This window comes from Rhizobium sp. R339 (assembly GCF_002211395.1).
In the GTDB taxonomy this organism is placed as follows: Bacteria; Pseudomonadota; Alphaproteobacteria; order Rhizobiales; family Rhizobiaceae; genus Rhizobium.
This window is the reverse complement of sequence record NZ_LOKV01000006.1, coordinates 22873-40267: the sequence shown is the minus strand read 5'-3', so window position 1 is coordinate 40267 and position 17395 is coordinate 22873. Positions and strand designations below refer to the sequence as shown.

Genomic DNA, 17395 nt, shown 5'->3' with positions numbered 1-17395 from the left:
TGAACTGAAAATTTATTGACGATTTATCGATAAAATGTCAACGTTTCCTCCAGGATGTTGGAGAACTGGGCATGGCGGATCAGCACGCACGACAGGACATCGGGCCGATCGTCTCTTCCGCACATCTGGCGGACGGCGCGCTTCCCGCTCTTTCGGAGCTGGAATTCGGCCTCATCCTTGCGAGCAATGCCTTCGACCGCTGGATGATACGCTGCATGACGGCAGCGGGCGAGCCCGGATGCGCGGCGATCGACGTGCTGGTGCTGCATTCGGTGGCTCACCGGCAGCGGCCGAAACGGCTCGGTGATCTCTGCAGCGTGCTCGGCGTCGAGGACACGCATCTGGTGATTTATGCGATCAAGAAGCTGGAAAAGCGCGGTCTCGTGAAAAGCACGCGGGCAGGCAAGGAGAAGCTGATCGCCGCCACCGGCAAAGGCCTTGAAACCTGCCTGAAATACCGGGCGGTGCGCGAAGCGCTGCTGGTGGATTCGGTCAAGGGGCTTGGGCTCGATCCGGCGGCGACATCGGCAGTGGCGGCGACACTCAGGGCGCTTTCCGGCCACTATGATCAAGCAGCAAGGGCCGCCGCCTCTTTATGACGACAGCCCTTGTCGGGGGCAGGGAGAGATCCCCCGGTGTTCAGGCGGTTTTTTTCAGCCGAAGCAGGGCATGGCCGGAAGATTGGCGCGGCTTGCGAGCGCTCCGATCATCTTGCCCACAGGCGTCGGGCGCGGTTCGCGTTTGCCGGCAGCCGTCTCAAGGAGTTGCTTGAAATCTTCAAGCTTCACGCCGTCGGCGCGCAATACCATGGCGATCAGGGGGTCGCGAAGGGCTTCGGATATGGTCAGGTCGTCTCTGGTCTTCATGGCTTGTCCTCCTTTCGTGGGCGGTCGCCCGTGTTCCACATTCCCTAGCCATGCCCTCGGCATTGACTTTCGCGGCATGTGGTGTTACCGGTAAGTAACAATACAGTTGTTACCGATCGGTCACATTGATGTCAAGGACTTCGTCCGCAAAAAAATCCGAAACTTCGAATGAAATTGCCGCAGCCGTTCCCGAAGATCGCATCCCGCCACGGGAGCGCATCGTCTCTACGGCTCAGGAGCTTTTCCGCGAGCGCGGCATCCGCGGCATCGGTGTCGATGCCATCGCCGATGCGGCGCTGACCAACAAGATGACGCTCTACCGGCATTTCGGCTCGAAGGACGAGCTCGTCTGCGAGACGCTGCGCCGCGCCTCCGAAAAGGCAGGCGCCATCTGGCGCGAGCTGGAGGCGGCCCATCCCGGCAATCCGCGCGCCCAGCTCGATGCCTGGGTGGAAATGCGGGCGCAATGTCTGAACGGCGAGCCCGCCGGTTGCGATCTCGCCAACGCCGCCATTGAATTGAAGGGTGAGGGCCATCCGGCGCACGAAATGATCGAGCGGCACAAGGCCGAACAGCGTGATCGCCTGGCTGCGCTCTGTTCGGCGGCCGGTGCGCGCGAAGCCGAACTGCTTGCCGATACGCTGACGCTGCTGCTCGAAGGCGCGCGCGTCAGCCGTCAGGCCATGGGCGCCGCCGGCTGCTGCGGTCATTTCGCCAAGGCATGTAGGGCTGCGATCGCTTCCTTCGCCTGAATCGATCTTTTAGGGAACCTTACCTCGTCCCTACCGTTTTCCCATCACCGGACGGCGATGTGGAGACCGGAGATGAACTACGTCTATCTCAAACGCCTGTATGCCAAACGCGCCGAGCTCGAAGCAAAGCTGGAGCTTCATGATGCGCGCTATTGTTTCGGCGAGGAAGAGGTCGATGACGGCACCGACAGCGATCTGCGTCAGCGGCTGAGCGAAATCGCCGATGACATAGCGGCGCTGGAGAGCGGCCGGGTGGCTAAGGCAAGCTGAATTGAGCTGAAGCGGCCTCGCGCAGGCGCAGCCTAATCGCCGGCGCTGAGAATTTCCCGCGTGCGCTCATCGAATTTCCCCTGGTAGAAATGATCGATCACCTGGTGAAACGGTGAGCCATGATCGCTGATCGCGGCAAACAAGGTCATCGACGAGCGCAGCTTCAGGTCGTCGGGCGAGCCGAGGATCTCGTGTGCGGACCGGCCGGAAACCAACAGAACGGCCTCGACGCAACGCAGCAGCCGGCTGGAGAGAATGGGATCGGCAAGATAGGCGGCGGCTTCTTCGGCTGAGCGGATCGCATATTTTTCCGCCATCGGCGAGGTGCCGAGACCAGCGATCTGGGGAAAGATGAACCACATCCAGTGGGAGGTCTTGCGCCCGGCCTTCAGCTCCGAAAGCGCCCGTTCATAGACGCCGTTCTGGGCGTCGATGAAGCGGTGGAGGTTATAATCGACATCGCCGGCCATGGTTCTTTTCCCTTATCCTGCATTTGATGCAGCCTGGGCCAAGGTTTCCATGCCCGGCGAACTGGTTCGGGCGAGCCGCGCTCGCCCTCAGCAAACCCTTTCAGCGTAGGGGCTGCTGTCACGGCAATGGCCGTAGGGCTGATGATGCGGCGTGCTGTCGCCTGATGTAGCGGCAATGGCCGATGTCGTCATCGGATCGGTATCGCCGGAAGAATATGCGGCGAAACCGGCAAAGCTCAACACAACCAGCGCCCCGACCACGACGAGACGTTCGAAGCCCGAAAGTTTCTGGGCGCTGACATGTTCCACATAGTCGCGCTCGCCCAGGCCGATGGTTTCATCCTCCTTCGCATGGAGGATCACCATATCCTGGCGGCGGCTCAAAGTTTCACAATCTGACATTTCAGTGTACTCCTGCAACGCATGCGGAGCCGGTTCTGAAAGAGCAACTTTCACCCTCATGCCGAATCCCACTCCACACGCGAGCAGCATGTGTGTCTTCGATCGTGGCAATTGAAGGGGCAATCTGCAAACTCAGTGTTCAAAAAATCGTCCTAACAAATGCAAAATATCGTGAAGCTCTGGCTCGCCGGAATGATCCGGGGTAGTCGAAAGGATCATCATCTTCTGGACCGTCCCATGAGCAAATCCTTCGGCGCGATGTCCGTCGCCCAGCTTTCCGTCCTCATTCAGGCAGGCGCGGCCGATCCGGTCGACGTGACCGAGGCGGTCTTCCAATCCATTGCGGCTTATGGCGACAAGGCCGTCTTCACCGCGCTGACCGAAAGCCGGGCGATGGAGGAGGCGCGTGCCTCCTCCAGGCGTTTGCGGGAGGGCCGTTCGCTCGGATTGCTGGACGGCATTCCGATAGCCTGGAAGGATCTTTTCGATATCGAAGGCATGCCGACGACGGCGGGCTCGGTCGTGCTCGCCGCCGATGCGCCGGCCAAGCGCGATGCAGCCGTTGTCGGCCTCCTCAGGCAGGCGGGCATGATCGCTGTCGGCCGCACCAATATGAGCGAATTCGCCTTTTCCGGTCTCGGCATCAATCCGCATTACGGCACGCCGGTCAATCCGCGAAGCGCCGACCTCCCGCGCATTCCAGGCGGCTCTTCCTCCGGCGCCGGCGTCGCCGTTGCCGCCGGCCTGGTGCCGGTCGCAATGGGCACGGATACCGGCGGCTCGGTGCGCATTCCTGCCGCCCTCAACGGCATTGTCGGCTATAAGGCGACCCGCGGCCGATATGCGATGGATGGCGTTTACCCCCTGTCGAAGAGCCTCGATTCGCTGGGGCCGCTCTGCCGCACCGTGAGAGATGCGGTCTGGATCGATGCAGCGATGCGCGGTCGGACGGCGCCTGACGTTGCCGAGCGCTCGCTGCAAGGGCAGGAATTGCTCGCGCCTGAAAATATCGTCTTCGACGGCGCCGAGCCGGGGGTGATCGCCGCGTTCGAGGCGGCTTTGGAACGCCTTCAAAAGGCCGGTGTGCGTGTCTCGCGCACCACGATCCCCGCCTTCGACGCGATCATCGAGCTGCTGACGAAATATGGTCCGCTGGTCACCGCGGAAGCTTTCGCGCTGCATCAGGAGCGGCTGGCGGGCCCGGAGGCAGACCGCATGGATCATCGCGTCGTCATGCGCACACGCTTGGGAGCGAAGACGACGGCGCCCCACTATATGGCGATCCTCGAAGCGCGCAGCCGCCTGATCGCCGATGTCGACCGCTTCATCGGCGATCGCCTCATCGCCTTCCCCACGGTCGCCCATGTCGCCCCGCCGATCGCGCCGCTGGAAGCGGATGACGAACTTTTCTTCGCCACGAATAACAAGACGCTGCGCAACACCATGCTCGGCAATTTCCTCGACTGGTGCGGCGTCTCCATCCCCTGCGGCACGGGGGAGGCCGGCATGCCGGTCGGCCTGCTGCTTTCGGCAATCGGCCGCCGCGACGAGGCGCTGCTCGGGGCAGCTCTTGCTGCCGAGGCGGTCATCCGCGACGATTTCGCCTGAATTCGCAATTGAACCGCCGGGCTTTTGTTGCCATTGATGGCATGAGAAGATCCAGGAGGACGGCGCGTGCAGAGCTTGCAGAACGGACGCTTCGCGGTTTCGACATGGTCGCTGCATCGGCTGCTCGGAGCCGTTTATGCCTACAGTCCCGATCCCGAGAAAAGTGCGGCACCGAAGGAGCCCTACGGCCCGGGTGCGGCGGCTCTGATCGACACGCCGGCGGCGCTTGCGGCGCGCGGCATCCACCGGCTGGAGGTCTGCTCTTTCCATCTGCCGAGCCTAGACGCCGCTTACATCAGTGACCTCCGCGACGCCATGGCGGCGTCGAACGTGCTCTTCCAGACGCTGCTCGTCGAGGAGGGCGATCCAAGCCATCCCGAAACGGGCGAACGCGACGTCGAATGGATGGCGGAGTGGATCGGCATTGCCGCCGCCCTCGGGGCGCAGAGGATGCGCGTCATTGCCGGCAAGCAGCAACCGACCGAGGAAAATCTCAGCCGCGCCGCTCGTCACCTCGGCTGGCTCGCGGAAAAGGCGGAAGGCAGCGGTGTGCGTGTCGTGGTCGAAAACTGGTTCGATCTGTTGCCGTCGCCCATCGAGATGAACTGGCTTTTGGACCGGCTGGACGGCAGGGTCGGGCTGAACGGCGACCTCGGCAATTGGGCGGCGCCGGCAAAATATGAGGGCCTTGCGGATATCATGCGCCGGGCGGAAATCTGCCACGCCAAGGCCGATTACGCCGCTGCCGGCCTTGATGCCGAAGATTATCGCAAGTGCTTGGAGATGTGCGAGAAGGCCGGTTATGCCGGTCCTTTCACGCTGATCTACGACTCGCCTTTCTTCCCAGATGAGTGGGACGGCATCCTGCTGCAAAAGCAGTTCATCGAGGACTTCCTGCGCGATGCGCCGGCGCGCAGGAGGGCTTAGAACGGGATGATTTTGGCCGAGTGGGCCTAAAATCTGAATCCCGTTCTACACTAAATAGTTAGAGCATGATGTCGTCCGAAAACCGCTCACACTTTTCGGCATCATGCTCTAGCCGGACGATTATTCCTGGCGCGGGAATCTCTGGTTTTCCTCGAGTACGTTCAGATCCATGTGGTTGCGCATATAACGCTCCGACGCTTTCTGCAGCGGCTGATAATCCCATGGATAATAGGCGCCGTTGCGAAGCGCGGCGTAAACGACCCAGCGGCGCGCCTGGCTTTCGCGCACGGCCGCATCGAAATCGGCAAGGTTCCAGCGCTGGCTTGCCTGCTCGGTGAGCCGCGCCAAGGCTTCGGCATGTGAGGGATCGGTCGCCAGATTGTTGCGTTCTTCAGGATCGGCCTCGAGATCGAACAGCATCGGCGGGTCCTTCTCGCAGAGCGAGAGCTTGTATTGGCCGTCCCGGATGCAGACGAGCGGCGCTTCGGAGCCTTCGGCGGCATATTCCATCGGCACCGGGTTGCGCCTGCCGGTGCCGCTGGCGAGCGCTGCGAGATCCTCGCCCTCGGTCCACGGCTTCAGCGAGGCAATATCGATCCCGACGAGGCCGGCGAGTGTCGGCGTTACGTCGAGGGTGGAGACCGGCTGGTCGATGCGCTTCGGCTTCCAGCCCGGGGCCGCGATCATCAGCGGAACGCGGGACGATCCTTCGAAGAAGTTCATCTTGAACCAAAGGCCGCGATCGCCAAGCATGTCGCCATGGTCGGAAACGAAGAGGATGATGGTGTTCTCGGCCATGCGGCTGCGTTCCAGGACGTCGAGAATCTCGCCGATCTTCTCGTCGACATAGGAGATATTGGCGAAGTAGCCGCGCCTTGCCCGTCTGATCTGCTCGCTGCTGATGTCGAACGCATCGTGCTCACAGGCTTTCATCAAGCGCTGAGAATGCGGATCCTGCTGCTCGAAAGGAATCGGAGCTACGGCAGGGTCGAGCGCCGGGCAATCCTCATAGAGATCCCAGAATTTGCGACGCGCGACGTAAGGATCGTGCGGATGAGTGAAGCTGACGGTCAGGCACCAGGGGCGCTCATCCTGGCCGCGCGAGAGATCGAAGAGCTTGCGGGTGGCGTGATAGGCGACCTCGTCGTCATATTCCATCTGGTTGGTGATTTCGGCCACGCCGGCGCCGGTGACCGAGCCGAGATTGTGATACCACCAGTCGATGCGTTCGCCGGGCTTGGTATAGTCGGGTGTCCAGCCGAAATCGGCCGGATAGATGTCCGTCGTCAGGCGTTCCTCGAAGCCGTGAAGCTGGTCGGGGCCGACGAAGTGCATCTTGCCTGATAGCGCCGTCTGGTATCCCGCTGCGCGCAGATGGTGGGCATAGGTCGGGATATCGGAGGCAAATTCCGCCGCATTGTCATAGACGCGCGTCCGGCTCGGCAATTGCCCGGACATGAAGGAGGCGCGCGCCGGGGCGCAGAGCGGGCTTGCCGTGTAGGTATTGGCGAAGCGTACCGAGCGCTCTGCCAGCGATTTCAGGTGCGGCGCGTGAAGAAAGCCGGCGGGGCCATCGGGAAAGAGGGTGCCGTTCAACTGATCCACCATCAGGATGAGGATATTCGGGCGCGCCATGGGAATTACCTTTTGCTATTTGAAGATGCGATTGAAACGCCTATCATCTCAGCTGTAAAGACAGCTTTTTTTGATGTTTGCCCAAAAGGATTTTTATGCCAGAGCGCCCGCCTGAGCTCGGATGGATGCGCGTCTTCGTCGAGATCGCCAGGCTCGGGAGCTTTTCGGCGGCCGCGACGCTTCTCGGACTGACCCAGCCTGCCGTCAGCTATCAGATCCGCCGGCTGGAAGAGCAGTTCGGCGTCAGCCTGCTGCGCCGCCAGCATCGCGGTGTCGAACTGACCGCGGAAGGCGAGCGGCTTCTCGACGTGGCCGCCAAGGCGGTCGGCGACATCGATGCGCTCGCCCGCAGTTTCCGCGCCGAAGCCCAAAGGCCGGTCGTCAGACTGAGAACCGATTATGCTTTCTCGGCGCTTTGGCTGATCCCGCGCATGGAGAGCTTTCGTCTTCTGCACCCGGAGACGGATATACAGATCGTCGCGACCCAGAGGCTTGCGGCCGGATTTCGCGACGAGGCCGATGTCGCGGTCGTTTTCGGGACGCGGGCGGAGTTCGGCGCCGTCGGTACGCTTCTGCTGCCGGAGAGGGTCGTGCCCGTCTGTACGCGGGGATTCCTGGAGCGCAACGGACCCTTCGGCGATCCAAGGCATCTAGCCGGGGCGAGGCTGATCCATCTCGACGCGCCGCTGCCATCGCCGTGGTTCGACTGGCGCAGCTATTTTGCCGAATTCTCCATCCCGCGCGACGCCCAAGCCGGCCGCGGCGATATCAGCTTCAACACCTATTCTCTGGTCGTTCAGGCCGCGCTGAGCGAGCAGGGCGTGGCGCTCGGCTGGATGGGGCTCGTCGACACGCTCCTTTCGGCAGGCATGCTGATGCAAGCCGGTCCGCCATTGGAGGCGGGCGACCGCGGCTACTGGCTGGTGCCTCCGCGATCTCCAAACGTCCACAGCGAGAGGCTCAGCACCTGGCTGTCGGATGAGGTGAAGAAGAATGATTAGCGGTGGTTGCATTTCTCCTCCGCAGAAGCCTTGTCATCAGCGATGACGATCGACATTGTGGAGCGAATCCATAGTGAAGGGGCTGAAGCATGCGAACCATCGGATATGTCATCGGACTGCTCATGGTCGTGTTCGGCCTGATCTGGATCGGGCAGGGAAGCGGCTATTTTCCCTATCCGGCGTCGAGTTTCATGATTGCCCAAAAGATCTGGATGCTCTGGGGCGCCATTCTGGCAGCGGCCGGCATCGTCGTGATGGTCACCATCTCGCGGCTTCGCCGCAGAGGATGAATGGCTGCTGCCGTTTGGCGGTAATCCGGCCGCAGGCGGCCTGTCGAAATGAGGAGAATGGCATGAGCGCAGCAGAAATCGACGGTTTTGCCGACCGCATCCGGAGGCATCAGGGCGGCATGATCTCCGCCTGGGTCGGCATCCCCGACGCCATGCTCGTCAACCATTTGGCGCAAGAAGCGTTCGATGCCGTCGTCCTGGATATGCAGCACGGCATGTGGGACATGCAGTCGGCGGCAAATGCCGTTGCTCAGGCACGTCTTGCCGGCAAGCCGGCTATCGCGCGCATTCCAGTCGGCGATTTTGCTTCCGCTTCGCGGCTGCTCGATGCCGGCGCCTCCGGCATCATCGCGCCGATGATCAATTCGGCCGAAGATGCGCGAGCCCTGGTCAGGACCACGAAATATCCGCCCCTCGGCGAGCGCAGCTGGGGACCGTCTCTGGCGCTGAACCATAGCGGCCTGTCGGCCGACGCCTATCTGAAGACTGCCAACGACCTCACCGTCGCCATCGCCATGGTCGAGACCCGCGCCGCTCTCGATGCCATCGACGGCATTCTCGGCGTGACCGGCATCGACGGCATATTCGTCGGCCCCGCGGACCTTTCGATCGCGCTGTCGAACGGCGATCAGGTGGCGCCGAATGCAGCCGAGATCGACAGCGCCATGCAGCATGCCGTTGCGCGCTGCCGCGCCCACGGCAAATTCGCCTGTGCCTATGCCGGCGATGGGGAGCGGGCCGGCGAGCTGCTGAAGTTCGGCTTCGATCTGGTCATCGCCGGCGCCGAGACCATACAGCTGCGCGCCGGCGCCCGCCGCGCCATCAATGCCGCCCGCAGGATCGCTTCGGGGAGTTGATCTTCGTCACGCGGCCGATTTGACCGCAAGCCATATCACGTGGCGGGCGCCGCGTTTGCGGTTGGCGCGGATGTTGACGACATCGACGGAAAAGCCGCTATCCCTGAGCCGTCGCGTGAAATCGGGATCCTGACCGGACGACCAGACGGCAAGCACGCCGCCGCGGCGAAGAGCGTCGCGGGCGGCGCGGAGGCCGGCGAAATCATAGAGCCGGTCGTTGGATTCCCGCGTCAGCCCGTCAGGGCCGTTGTCGACATCGAGCAGGATGGCGTCATAGCCGCCCTTGCCGGCACGGATCGCCTCGCCGACGTCGCCTTCATGAATGCCGACGCGCGGATCATCGAGGCAGCCCTTGAAAACCTCGGCCATCGGCCCGCGCGCCCAGGCGACGACGGCAGGCACCAATTCGGCGACAGTCACCGACGCATCACCGGGAAGAACGGCAAGAGCGGCGCGCAGAGTAAAACCCATGCCGAGCCCGCCGATCAGGATCCTCGGCTTTGGATGCGCCTTGATCCGCTCCCAGGAAAGTGTCGCCAGCGCCTCCTCCGAGCCGCTGAGGCGGCTGTTCATCAGCTCGTTGGCGCCGAGCATGATCGAGAACTCGCTGCCGCGCTGCTTCAGCCTGAGCTCGCCGCCTTCGCCGGGAATGGTCGCGGAATCGAGCTGGATCCAGGGCAGCATGATGGTTTCGCCTCACATGAAAGAGCCGTCCCTAGCATAGGGCGATGAGCGGGGCCAGCAAGCCGGCCTCTGGGGCCGCTTGAAAACTGATAGCGGTGTAAGGCGATCCGGATTCAGGCCTCTGATGTGGACAGAAGCAAATTGAGCTGGAAGCTGTCGGTGCTGAGGTTGCTCAAACGTCCTTTGTGAGACGAGGCGACACCTCGTAGATTGCAACGACACTTTGGAGATTGGAACATGGCGCTCAAGCGGATGGACAATGTCGGCATCGTCGTCGAAGACCTTGGACGGGCGATTGATTTCTTTGGCGAACTCGGCCTCGAACTGGAAGGACGGGCGACGATCGAAGGAGAATGGGCCGGGCGTATCACGGGACTGGGCGACCAGCGGGTCGAGATTGCCATGATGCGCACACCGGATGGACACAGCCGGCTGGAGCTCTCGCGCTTCCTCATGCCGGATGTCGTTGCAGATCACCGGAACGCTCCGGTCAACGCGCTCGGCTATCTCCGTGTCATGTTCACCGTCGATGACATCGACGAAATGCTTGAAAGGCTCCGCAGGCGCGGCGCTGAGCTTGTCGGGGAAGTCGTCCAGTATAAGGACGCGTATCATCTCTGCTACATCCGTGGACCCGAAGGGCTTCTTCTCGGACTTGCCCAGGAACTCGGCTGAGTTCGATCACATTGTCAGATCACCCGCATGAAATGCTCCGGCTCCACTTCGACGACATTGTCCTGCGGCGCGGCGGAACGGCGGCGGATATTCTCCACCTCCTCGGGCCGGAGCCGGGCCTTCGGATCCTCGAAACGGACATCCGGATCGGGAACGGCCGAGAGCAGCAGCCTGGTATAGGGATGCAGCGGATTGTCGATCACCCGGGCGGTGCTCCCCCATTCGACGATCTGGCCGGCGTACATCACGGCGATATCTTCCGCGACGTAACGGGCGGTGGCGATGTCATGGGTGATGTAGAGCAGGCCGAGATTCATCTCTCGCTTCATCTCGTTCAACAGGTTCAACACGCCGAGCCGCACCGAAACATCGAGCATCGACGTCGGCTCGTCCGCCACGATCACCTCCGGCTTGACGGCAAGCGCGCGGGCGATGTTGACGCGCTGACGCTGGCCGCCGGAAAGCTCATGCGGATATTTCGGTGCGACGAGATCGGGGTCGAGCCTGACGCGCTGCAGCAGTTCGCGGACCGTCGCATCGATCTCGGTCCCTTTGATGTGGGGGCGATGCAGCTTCAGCGGCCGTTTGAGGTGATGGGCGATGGTGTGGGCCGGGTTCAGCGAAGCGAAGGGATCCTGGAAGATCATCTGCACCGAGCGGCGGTAGCGGGCGATCTCGGCGGAATTCGCCGCTTCGACCGGCCCGCCCTTGTAGAGGATGCGCCCGGATGTCGGCGTATATTCGCGCATTGCCATGCGGGCGCAGGTGGTCTTGCCGCTGCCGGATTCGCCGACGAGCGCCAGTGCCCGGCCGGCATGCAGCGAAAACGAGATGGCGCGGGCCGCATGCACGGCCGCGGATCCATGGCCGAACGTCTTCGTCACCGTATCGAGCGCGAGGATGGCGTCGCTCATAGCAGCACCCCTCCATGCAGCGAGGGGAAGGAGGCCCAGAGCTTCTTCGTGTAATCGTGCGCCGGCGTCCTGTAGATCGCCTCGGCGGCGTTCTGCTCCACCAGCCTGCCTGACAGCATGATGCCGATGCGGTCGCAGAATTGCACCATCAGCCCGAGATCATGGGTGATGAAGAGAACCGAGAAGCCGAAGCGGCGGCGCAGCTCGTTGATGCGCTGCAGGATCTCGCGCTGGACGACGACGTCGAGCGCCGTCGTCGGCTCGTCCATGACGACGAGCTTCGGATCGAGCGCCATGCAGATGGCGATGACGATGCGCTGGCGCATGCCGCCGGAAAACTGATGTGGATAGTCGCGCATGCGATCCGGCGCGATGTCGACGAGCGTCAGCATCTCGGCGGTGCGCTCGCGGGCTTGCGCTCGGCTCATGTTCTTGTGGGTGCGCAGCACGTCGTAGAACTGCGCCTCGACGCGCAGCACGGGGTTCAGCGAGTTCATGGCGCTCTGGAAGACCATGGCGACCTCGCGCCAGCGGAAGGCGGCGAGCGCCTGCCGGTCGAGGCCGAGCACGTCGCGCCCGTCGAGCAGGATGCGGCTCTCCTTGCGGATCAGCGCCGGCGGTCTGTGCAGGCGGCTGATGGCGAAGGCGATGGTGCTCTTGCCGCAACCGGATTCGCCGGCAAGGCCGAAAACCTCGCCCGGCGCCACGTCGAAGCTGACATCATCGACGGCGCGGAAATCCTTCTGCTCGCCGATATAATCGATGGTGAGGTTCCTCACAGAAAGCAGCGGCTGGGTCACAGGCGGCCCTCCCCGGAACGGACGAACAGGGACCAGCGCTTCAGATGATTGCCGGTGCGCAGCCGCGGATTGGCGATCTCGTCGACGGCGAAATTCAGGAGCGACATGCCGATGCCGAGGAGAGCGAGCGCGAAACAGGGGGTGAGGATATCCCACCATGCGCCGACCGAAAGGGCGGAAGCCTTCTGCGCGTTATAGAGCATCGTGCCCCAGGAGATCGCTTTCGGATCGCCGAGGCCGAGAAATTCCAGCGTCGCCTCGGTAATAATCGCGAAGATGACGCTGCCGATGAAATTGATGCCGACGATGGAGATCACGTTGGGGAAAATCTCGAATGTCATGATGCGCCATTGCGGCTCGCCCATCATCTCGGCCGATTTGACGAAATCCCTCTGCTTGACGGAGAGCGTCTCGGCGCGGGTGACGCGGGCGCCCCAGGCCCAGGAGGTGGCGCCGAGGATGAGGGCGATGACGAGCGGGCTCGCCTGGCCGATGAAGGCGGCGAGCACCAGCAGCAACGGCAGGTTGGGCACGACGAGCACCATGTTGGTGAAGAAGCTGATGATCTCGTCCGTCTTGCCGCCGCGATAGCCGGAGATGATGCCAAGCGCTGTGCCGACGAGCGTGATCAGCAGGCCGGCGCCGAAGCCGACGGCGAGCGAGGTGCGGGCGCCGTAGAGCAGGCGGGCGAAGACATCCTGGCCGATGCGGGTCGTGCCGAGCAGATGGTCGAGTGACGGCGGTTGGTGCGGCCTGCCGGTGCGGGCGGCGGGATCGTAATGCGTCAGCAGCGGGGCTGCGATCGCGACGGCGATGATGAAGGCGATGATCAGCAGGCCGGCCAGCGCCTTGCGGTTTCGAAGCAGGCTCTTCATCTCATGCTCCCTTCAGCCTGGGATCGAGCAGGACATAACTGACGTCGACGATGAAATTGGCGATCAGCATGGTGGCGGTCATGATCAGGAGTTGGCCCTGGATGACAGGATAATCGCGGGCGAGGATCGCCTGGTAGAGAATGTTGCCCAGGCCGGGATAGTTGTAGACGACCTCCGTCACCAGCGAGCCGCCGAGGATGGTGCCGATGGCGATAGCAAGGCTGGAGACGGTCGGCAGCAGGGCGTTGCGCGCCGCATACCAGAGCATCACATGCCGGTCGGACAGGCCCTTGGCGCGGGCCATGACGATATAGTCCTCGCCGAGCAGGTTGATCATGTTGTTGCGCATGGTGACGGTGAAGCCGCCGATCAGCACCGTGCAGAGGGTCACCATCGGCAGGATGCCGTGATAGGCGACGCTGCCGATATATTGCAGGCTGAAGGCCGGATCGAGCGACGGGTCGGCGGCATAGCCGTTCGGGAACCAGCCGAGCGTGAAACCGAAGATGAAGAGCACGATCAGCGAGGTGACGACTGCCGGCACCGAGGTTGCGAAGATCGCGCCGACGGAGACGACGACATCGAACCTGCTGCCGCGGCGCCAGGCGGCGAGGATGCCGAGGAAGGTGCCGAGCGCGAAGCTGATGATCGTCGCGGTTCCCATCAGGCCGACGGTCCAGACGAGGGCGTAGCCGAGCACGGAGGTGACCGGCAGCGGGAAATATTTGATCGAGCGGCCGAGATCGCCGGTGAAGATGCTGCCGAGATAGGTGAGATATTGCTGCCAGAGCGGTCCGTCGACGAAACCGAAGGTGAGCTTCAGCGCCTGCAGGCTTTCCGGCGGCAATTCGGCGCCGGCGCTCGAAAACATGATCTGCACGGGATCGCCCGGCATCAGGCGGGGCAGGAAGAAGTTGATCGTCGCTGCCGCGATGAAGGCTGCCATGTAGAAGACGAGGCGGCGAAGCAGGAAAGCCATGGGAACTCCGTCGTGACGGGAGCGGCGTTGAAAGTACCGCTCCCGAGATCAATGCCTTTACTTGACCGGCTCGAGTGCGAGCAGGTTCAAGAGACGCGCCGGGTTCGTTCGCGAAATCGACGGATTGACGAAGGGGTTTTCCTTGGTCGACCAGCCGGTGAAGCGCTTGGTGTTGTACTGATACCAGTTCGGATTGTTGAACACAGGGATCATCGGCATGTTCTCGGCGACGATGCGCTGCGCCTTGTTCATCGCTTCCTTCTGCTTGGCGAGATCCGCGGTATGGGTGAACTCGGTGACGAGCTTCTCGACATCAGGATTGAACCAGCGCTGCGCGGTGAAGCGGGTCTTGCCCTTGTCCGAAGCGCTGAAGGCGCGCTTGTAGGGGTAATAGGGCGAGGCCGATGCCGGCAGGCTGTTGATCGCCGCATCGAAGCTGCCGTTGATGAGGTTGCCGGTCCACACGGCCTCCTCTGGCGTTTCGATCTTGGCGTCGATGCCGACCGCCTGCATGCCTTCGACGGCGATGTTGACGGTGTCGACCCAGTCCGTCCAGGAGTTCGGCACGATGATCGAGAAGGAGATCTTGCTGCCGTCGGGATTGTCGCGGAAGCCGTCGCCATCCTTGTCCTTGTAGCCCGCCTCATCGAGCAGGGCTTTGGCGGCATCGGCGTCATAGGTTGCGAACTTGCCGAAGTCGGCCTTGACGGAAGGGTCCGCCCAGCTCTTGTAAAGCTCGCCCATCAGGCCCGGATCTTCGTTCAGCGTCGGATAGCCGTAGCCGGCCACGTCGATCATCGTCTTGCGGTCGAGCGCCATGCCGAGGGCACGGCGGAACTTCACATCGTCGAAGGCCTTCTTGTTGTTCTCGTTCGCTGTTTCCAGGTTGAACAGGAAGGCGACCATGCTGCTCGGCGAATACCAGTAGTGAAAATGCGCCGGGTCCTTCGAGACATAGACATTGTCGATATCGGGAATGAAGGAGACGCCCCAGTCGAGCGTGCCGTCGGCGGTCGCCGTCAGGATCTGGTTGTTGTCGGCAAGCTGCGGGAAGCGAATGCAATCGACCTTCAGATGCGCGTTGTCCCAGTAGTTCGGGTTGCGGCACTGGTCGTAGGTCTGGCCGGTGAAGCGCGGCACTTCCGTCAGCGGGCCGCTGCCGACCGGGCTCTCGTTGGCGAAGGTGACGGGATCGGTGACATCCTTCCAGACATGCTCGGGAACGATCGGCAGCTGCGAGATCTGCTCGGCAGCAAGCGAGCTCGGATTGGCGAGCGTGAAGCGCACCGTCTGGCCGTCGACGGCCTGGACGTCGGTAACGAAGGTCCAGATGCTGACGAAATCGAGCGCCGGGAATTTCTTCAGATAGTCATAGGTGAACTTGACGTCGGCTGCGGTCAGCGGCTTACCGTCCGACCATTTGAGGTTCGGGCGCAGCTTGAATTCGATGCTCTTCAGGTCGTCGGAGAGCTTGAAGCTTTCGGCCAGGCGATAGACCGGCTTGTTGCTGTCGAAGCGGTTGAAAAGAACAAGCGGCTCATAGATGAAATCGAGCGTGGACTGGCGCGCCGAGGTCTGGTTGAACGGGTTGAAGTTGCGAACCCAGGTCGTCGCTGGCTCGATATTGGCCGTCAGGACCGTTTGCGCCATGGCGGAACCCGAAAGCAGCGTCAGCGCGGCGGCGGCAAGAAGATATTTTTTCATGTTTTATTCCCCTTCTTTTATGCGGTGAGAGATGGCGCGCCGGTCAGGAGACCGATGCGCTGGCAAATATGTCTTCGACTTCAGCGTGTGCGGCGCGGACATCGATCTTGAGATTGCCGAGCCGGGCCTTGCCGGCGGCGATCCGCTTCAGGGCCGCGTCCGTCAGCGGGCGGGCGGCTTTCGCGGCAGCTTCGCTTTCGTGAATGTCGCCATGGCTGTGGAGCGCGATGTCGAAACCTGCGTCGAGCACTTGGCTGACACGTTCCGGCAGCGTGCCGGAGAGCGATTCCATGAAGATGCAGTCGGAAATCAACACGCCCTCATAACCCAGATCCTTGCGGATCACGTCGTGCATGACAGGCGACACGGAGGCCGGAAGTTCTGCGTCATAGGTCGAATAGACGACGTGGGCGACCATGGCCCAGGGCGTGTCCTTCAGGACGACGAAGGGCTTGAAATCCGTCGTGGTCAGCGTCTCGCGGGAGGCACTGACGACCGGACGCTCCTTGTGGGAGTCGAGCGTCCCGCGGCCATGGCCGGGAATATGTTTCATGACGGGCATGTTGCCGGTCTCCAGCAGACCGTCGACCACCTCGCGGCCGAGGGCGGCGATGACATCGGGATCGGGGCCAAAGGAGCGGGCGCCGATGACCGCGCTCGTCGTCTCGAAGACGAGGTCGAGAACGGGCGAGCAGCCGCTGGAAAGACCGAGTTCCGTCATCATCGCGCCCATGGCCTGGGAGGAAAGGCGGAGCGCCTTTCTGCCGAGATCGAAATCGCGGCGCGCAAGTTCGGCGAACTGGCCGAAGCTGCGAAAGAGCGGCCAGGGGCCGGCATCGAGGTGCTGGACGCGCCCGCCTTCCTGGTCGGTGAAGACTGGCGCGTCGTCGCGGCCGACGGCTTCGCGGAAGCGTTCGATCAGCCGCCTCGTCTGTTGCGGCTCGCGCTGATTGCGCCGGCCGACGAAGAGGCCGAGCGGATTGGTCTCGCGGAAGAGGGCGAATTCGTCATCCGAAATCGTGGGGTTCGGGAGGCCGACGAAAAGGGCGAGCGGGGTCGAGGACAATTCTGGTGCTCCGGTATCAGATGGTCATTTCGGCGCGCTTCTGAGCATGCCTTCGTAAATGCCCTTGTCGGGGGCGGGGATGGCGATCGCGCCTGCGGTCCTGGCGTAGAAATCGACCGGGCCGGCGTCGCCGATGACGGCATAGGCATGGCCGAGCGACTTCATGGTCTGAAGGCAAGCGGAAAACAAAGCGAGCCCGATGCCCTGGCCGCGCGCTTCCGGGGCGACGCCGGTCGGACCGAAGAAGCCGCGTGCGGTGGTGTCGTAGCAGGCAAAACCGAGCAGCTTGCCGTCTTCGACGGCGATCAGGCAGGCAACAGGCTGGCGGGAAAAGGCGACCGAGACCTCGCTTGCCCAGTTCTCACTGAAGTGTTCGCGAGCCCAATTGACGACGAGATGCAGTTCCGGGGGGAGGGCCGGGCGGATGGAGGCGCCGACGATATCGGCCCGTTCTTTCAGTTCGGCGAGCTTGGCGGAATATAAGCTCACAAGCAGGTCTGGCACCTGTCTCTCCTCCAATTATTCCGTTATTACGGAATTTATCCCCTTTTAGTGTTATAGACTTGGCCATCTGGCCGGGCTTGTCAACAGGGATTTTCAAATGGAGCAGTGCGCTCGGC

21 protein-coding genes are annotated in these 17395 nt (G+C 62.5%); 9 read left to right on the top strand and 12 right to left on the bottom strand.

Annotation, left to right across the window (positions count from 1 at the left end):
• Positions 1–71: 71 nt before the first annotated feature.
• Positions 72–599 (top strand): winged helix DNA-binding protein, encoded by a 528-nt coding sequence (locus ATY76_RS10005; RefSeq protein ID WP_088674611.1) that lies wholly within the window; start codon positions 72–74, stop codon positions 597–599.
• A 54-nt stretch (positions 600–653) separates the two neighbouring features.
• On the opposite strand, the gene ATY76_RS10000 is transcribed toward ATY76_RS10005, so the two are convergent.
• Positions 654–866, bottom strand: a complete 213-nt coding sequence (locus tag ATY76_RS10000; RefSeq protein WP_088674610.1) for a hypothetical protein — start codon at positions 864–866, stop codon at positions 654–656.
• Positions 867–994: 128 nt separating this feature from the next.
• Here ATY76_RS10000 and ATY76_RS09995 point away from each other — a divergent pair, with 128 nt between their 5' ends.
• Positions 995–1618, top strand: coding sequence for a TetR/AcrR family transcriptional regulator (locus ATY76_RS09995; protein WP_088674609.1), 624 nt, complete (start codon positions 995–997; stop codon positions 1616–1618).
• Positions 1619–1690: 72 nt separating this feature from the next.
• Positions 1691–1888, top strand: a complete 198-nt coding sequence (locus ATY76_RS09990) for a hypothetical protein (protein WP_088674608.1) — start codon at positions 1691–1693, stop codon at positions 1886–1888.
• A gap of 32 nt (positions 1889–1920) precedes the next feature.
• Here ATY76_RS09990 and ATY76_RS09985 read toward each other — a convergent pair whose 3' ends face one another.
• Together ATY76_RS09985 and ATY76_RS09980 are read right to left on the bottom strand one after the other, a co-directional pair.
• The gene (locus tag ATY76_RS09985; RefSeq protein WP_088674607.1) at positions 1921–2358 is read right to left on the bottom strand and encodes a DUF1810 domain-containing protein; all 438 of its coding nucleotides are present in this window, start codon (positions 2356–2358) and stop codon (positions 1921–1923) included.
• An 87-nt stretch (positions 2359–2445) separates the two neighbouring features.
• Positions 2446–2724, bottom strand: a complete 279-nt coding sequence (locus tag ATY76_RS09980) for a hypothetical protein (protein ID WP_088674606.1) — start codon at positions 2722–2724, stop codon at positions 2446–2448.
• A 273-nt stretch (positions 2725–2997) separates the two neighbouring features.
• Between ATY76_RS09980 and ATY76_RS09975 the strand changes: the two genes are divergently transcribed.
• Together ATY76_RS09975 and ATY76_RS09970 are read left to right on the top strand one after the other, a co-directional pair.
• Positions 2998–4368, top strand: a complete 1371-nt coding sequence (locus ATY76_RS09975; protein WP_088674731.1) for an amidase — start codon at positions 2998–3000, stop codon at positions 4366–4368.
• Positions 4369–4434: 66 nt separating this feature from the next.
• The gene (locus tag ATY76_RS09970) at positions 4435–5295 is read left to right on the top strand and encodes a TIM barrel protein (protein ID WP_088674605.1); all 861 of its coding nucleotides are present in this window, start codon (positions 4435–4437) and stop codon (positions 5293–5295) included.
• Between the two features lie 120 nt (positions 5296–5415).
• Here ATY76_RS09970 and betC read toward each other — a convergent pair whose 3' ends face one another.
• Entirely contained in the window at positions 5416–6930 is a 1515-nt protein-coding gene (betC, locus tag ATY76_RS09965; protein ID WP_088674604.1) for a choline-sulfatase, read from the bottom strand.
• A 95-nt stretch (positions 6931–7025) separates the two neighbouring features.
• On the opposite strand from betC, the gene ATY76_RS09960 reads away from it, so the two are divergent.
• The 3 genes from ATY76_RS09960 to ATY76_RS09950 all read left to right on the top strand — a co-directional run bounded on the left by ATY76_RS09960 (position 7026) and on the right by ATY76_RS09950 (position 9078).
• Positions 7026–7931: a LysR family transcriptional regulator gene (locus ATY76_RS09960; protein ID WP_088674603.1), complete on the top strand. Its 906-nt coding sequence runs from the start codon at positions 7026–7028 to the stop codon at positions 7929–7931.
• An 89-nt stretch (positions 7932–8020) separates the two neighbouring features.
• On the top strand, positions 8021–8221 hold the full coding sequence (locus ATY76_RS09955; RefSeq protein WP_088674602.1) for a hypothetical protein: 201 nt from the start codon (positions 8021–8023) through the stop codon (positions 8219–8221).
• A 62-nt stretch (positions 8222–8283) separates the two neighbouring features.
• Positions 8284–9078 (top strand): aldolase/citrate lyase family protein, encoded by a 795-nt coding sequence (locus tag ATY76_RS09950; protein WP_088674601.1) that lies wholly within the window; start codon positions 8284–8286, stop codon positions 9076–9078.
• Positions 9079–9084: 6 nt separating this feature from the next.
• Here the strand turns inward: ATY76_RS09950 and ATY76_RS09945 are convergent, their stop codons facing one another.
• Positions 9085–9762 carry a hypothetical protein gene (locus ATY76_RS09945; protein ID WP_088674600.1) on the bottom strand — a complete coding sequence of 226 codons (678 nt, stop codon included), beginning with the start codon at positions 9760–9762 and terminating at the stop codon, positions 9085–9087.
• Between the two features lie 237 nt (positions 9763–9999).
• Between ATY76_RS09945 and ATY76_RS09940 the strand changes: the two genes are divergently transcribed.
• The gene (locus tag ATY76_RS09940) at positions 10000–10437 is read left to right on the top strand and encodes a VOC family protein (protein WP_088674599.1); all 438 of its coding nucleotides are present in this window, start codon (positions 10000–10002) and stop codon (positions 10435–10437) included.
• Positions 10438–10451: 14 nt separating this feature from the next.
• Here ATY76_RS09940 and ATY76_RS09935 read toward each other — a convergent pair whose 3' ends face one another.
• From ATY76_RS09935 to ATY76_RS09905, 7 genes are read right to left on the bottom strand one after another with little or no spacing between them, the layout of a single operon-like run.
• Positions 10452–11351, bottom strand: coding sequence for an ATP-binding cassette domain-containing protein (locus ATY76_RS09935; RefSeq protein WP_088674598.1), 900 nt, complete (start codon positions 11349–11351; stop codon positions 10452–10454).
• Positions 11348–12151, bottom strand: coding sequence for an ABC transporter ATP-binding protein (locus tag ATY76_RS09930; protein ID WP_088674597.1), 804 nt, complete (start codon positions 12149–12151; stop codon positions 11348–11350). Before ATY76_RS09930 ends, ATY76_RS09935 begins: the two co-directional genes overlap by 4 nt.
• On the bottom strand, positions 12148–13026 hold the full coding sequence (locus ATY76_RS09925) for an ABC transporter permease (RefSeq protein ID WP_088674596.1): 879 nt from the start codon (positions 13024–13026) through the stop codon (positions 12148–12150). The genes ATY76_RS09930 and ATY76_RS09925 overlap by 4 nt, the downstream gene beginning before the upstream one ends.
• Position 13027: 1 nt before the next feature.
• Complete coding sequence (locus ATY76_RS09920) at positions 13028–14005, bottom strand: ABC transporter permease (RefSeq protein ID WP_088674595.1); 978 nt, start codon at positions 14003–14005, stop codon at positions 13028–13030.
• Positions 14006–14062: 57 nt separating this feature from the next.
• Positions 14063–15709 carry an ABC transporter substrate-binding protein gene (locus tag ATY76_RS09915; RefSeq protein WP_088674594.1) on the bottom strand — a complete coding sequence of 549 codons (1647 nt, stop codon included), beginning with the start codon at positions 15707–15709 and terminating at the stop codon, positions 14063–14065.
• Positions 15710–15752: 43 nt separating this feature from the next.
• Positions 15753–16775, bottom strand: a complete 1023-nt coding sequence (locus ATY76_RS09910) for a glycoside hydrolase family 3 N-terminal domain-containing protein (RefSeq protein WP_088674593.1) — start codon at positions 16773–16775, stop codon at positions 15753–15755.
• Positions 16776–16799: 24 nt separating this feature from the next.
• Complete coding sequence (locus tag ATY76_RS09905) at positions 16800–17279, bottom strand: GNAT family N-acetyltransferase (RefSeq protein ID WP_088674592.1); 480 nt, start codon at positions 17277–17279, stop codon at positions 16800–16802.
• Positions 17280–17395 lie beyond the last annotated feature (116 nt).

Bases quoted from the DNA above. Each gene is read 5' to 3' on its own strand.
- ATY76_RS09950 (WP_088674601.1), top strand. From the start codon at position 8,284: ATGAGCGCAGCAGAAATCGACGGTTTTGCCGACCGCATCCGGAGGCAT.
- betC (WP_088674604.1), bottom strand. From the start codon at position 6,930: ATGGCGCGCCCGAATATCCTCATCCTGATGGTGGATCAGTTGAACGGC.
- ATY76_RS09915 (WP_088674594.1), bottom strand. From the start codon at position 15,709: ATGAAAAAATATCTTCTTGCCGCCGCCGCGCTGACGCTGCTTTCGGGT.
- ATY76_RS09925 (WP_088674596.1), bottom strand. From the start codon at position 13,026: ATGAAGAGCCTGCTTCGAAACCGCAAGGCGCTGGCCGGCCTGCTGATC.
- ATY76_RS09985 (WP_088674607.1), bottom strand. From the start codon at position 2,358: ATGGCCGGCGATGTCGATTATAACCTCCACCGCTTCATCGACGCCCAG.
- ATY76_RS10000 (WP_088674610.1), bottom strand. From the start codon at position 866: ATGAAGACCAGAGACGACCTGACCATATCCGAAGCCCTTCGCGACCCC.
- ATY76_RS09960 (WP_088674603.1), top strand. From the start codon at position 7,026: ATGCCAGAGCGCCCGCCTGAGCTCGGATGGATGCGCGTCTTCGTCGAG.
- ATY76_RS09955 (WP_088674602.1), top strand. From the start codon at position 8,021: ATGCGAACCATCGGATATGTCATCGGACTGCTCATGGTCGTGTTCGGC.
- ATY76_RS09980 (WP_088674606.1), bottom strand. From the start codon at position 2,724: ATGGTGATCCTCCATGCGAAGGAGGATGAAACCATCGGCCTGGGCGAG.
- ATY76_RS09945 (WP_088674600.1), bottom strand. From the start codon at position 9,762: ATGCTGCCCTGGATCCAGCTCGATTCCGCGACCATTCCCGGCGAAGGC.
- ATY76_RS09975 (WP_088674731.1), top strand. From the start codon at position 2,998: ATGAGCAAATCCTTCGGCGCGATGTCCGTCGCCCAGCTTTCCGTCCTC.
- ATY76_RS10005 (WP_088674611.1), top strand. From the start codon at position 72: ATGGCGGATCAGCACGCACGACAGGACATCGGGCCGATCGTCTCTTCC.
- ATY76_RS09990 (WP_088674608.1), top strand. From the start codon at position 1,691: ATGAACTACGTCTATCTCAAACGCCTGTATGCCAAACGCGCCGAGCTC.
- ATY76_RS09940 (WP_088674599.1), top strand. From the start codon at position 10,000: ATGGCGCTCAAGCGGATGGACAATGTCGGCATCGTCGTCGAAGACCTT.
- ATY76_RS09920 (WP_088674595.1), bottom strand. From the start codon at position 14,005: ATGGCTTTCCTGCTTCGCCGCCTCGTCTTCTACATGGCAGCCTTCATC.
- ATY76_RS09935 (WP_088674598.1), bottom strand. From the start codon at position 11,351: ATGAGCGACGCCATCCTCGCGCTCGATACGGTGACGAAGACGTTCGGC.
- ATY76_RS09995 (WP_088674609.1), top strand. From the start codon at position 995: ATGTCAAGGACTTCGTCCGCAAAAAAATCCGAAACTTCGAATGAAATT.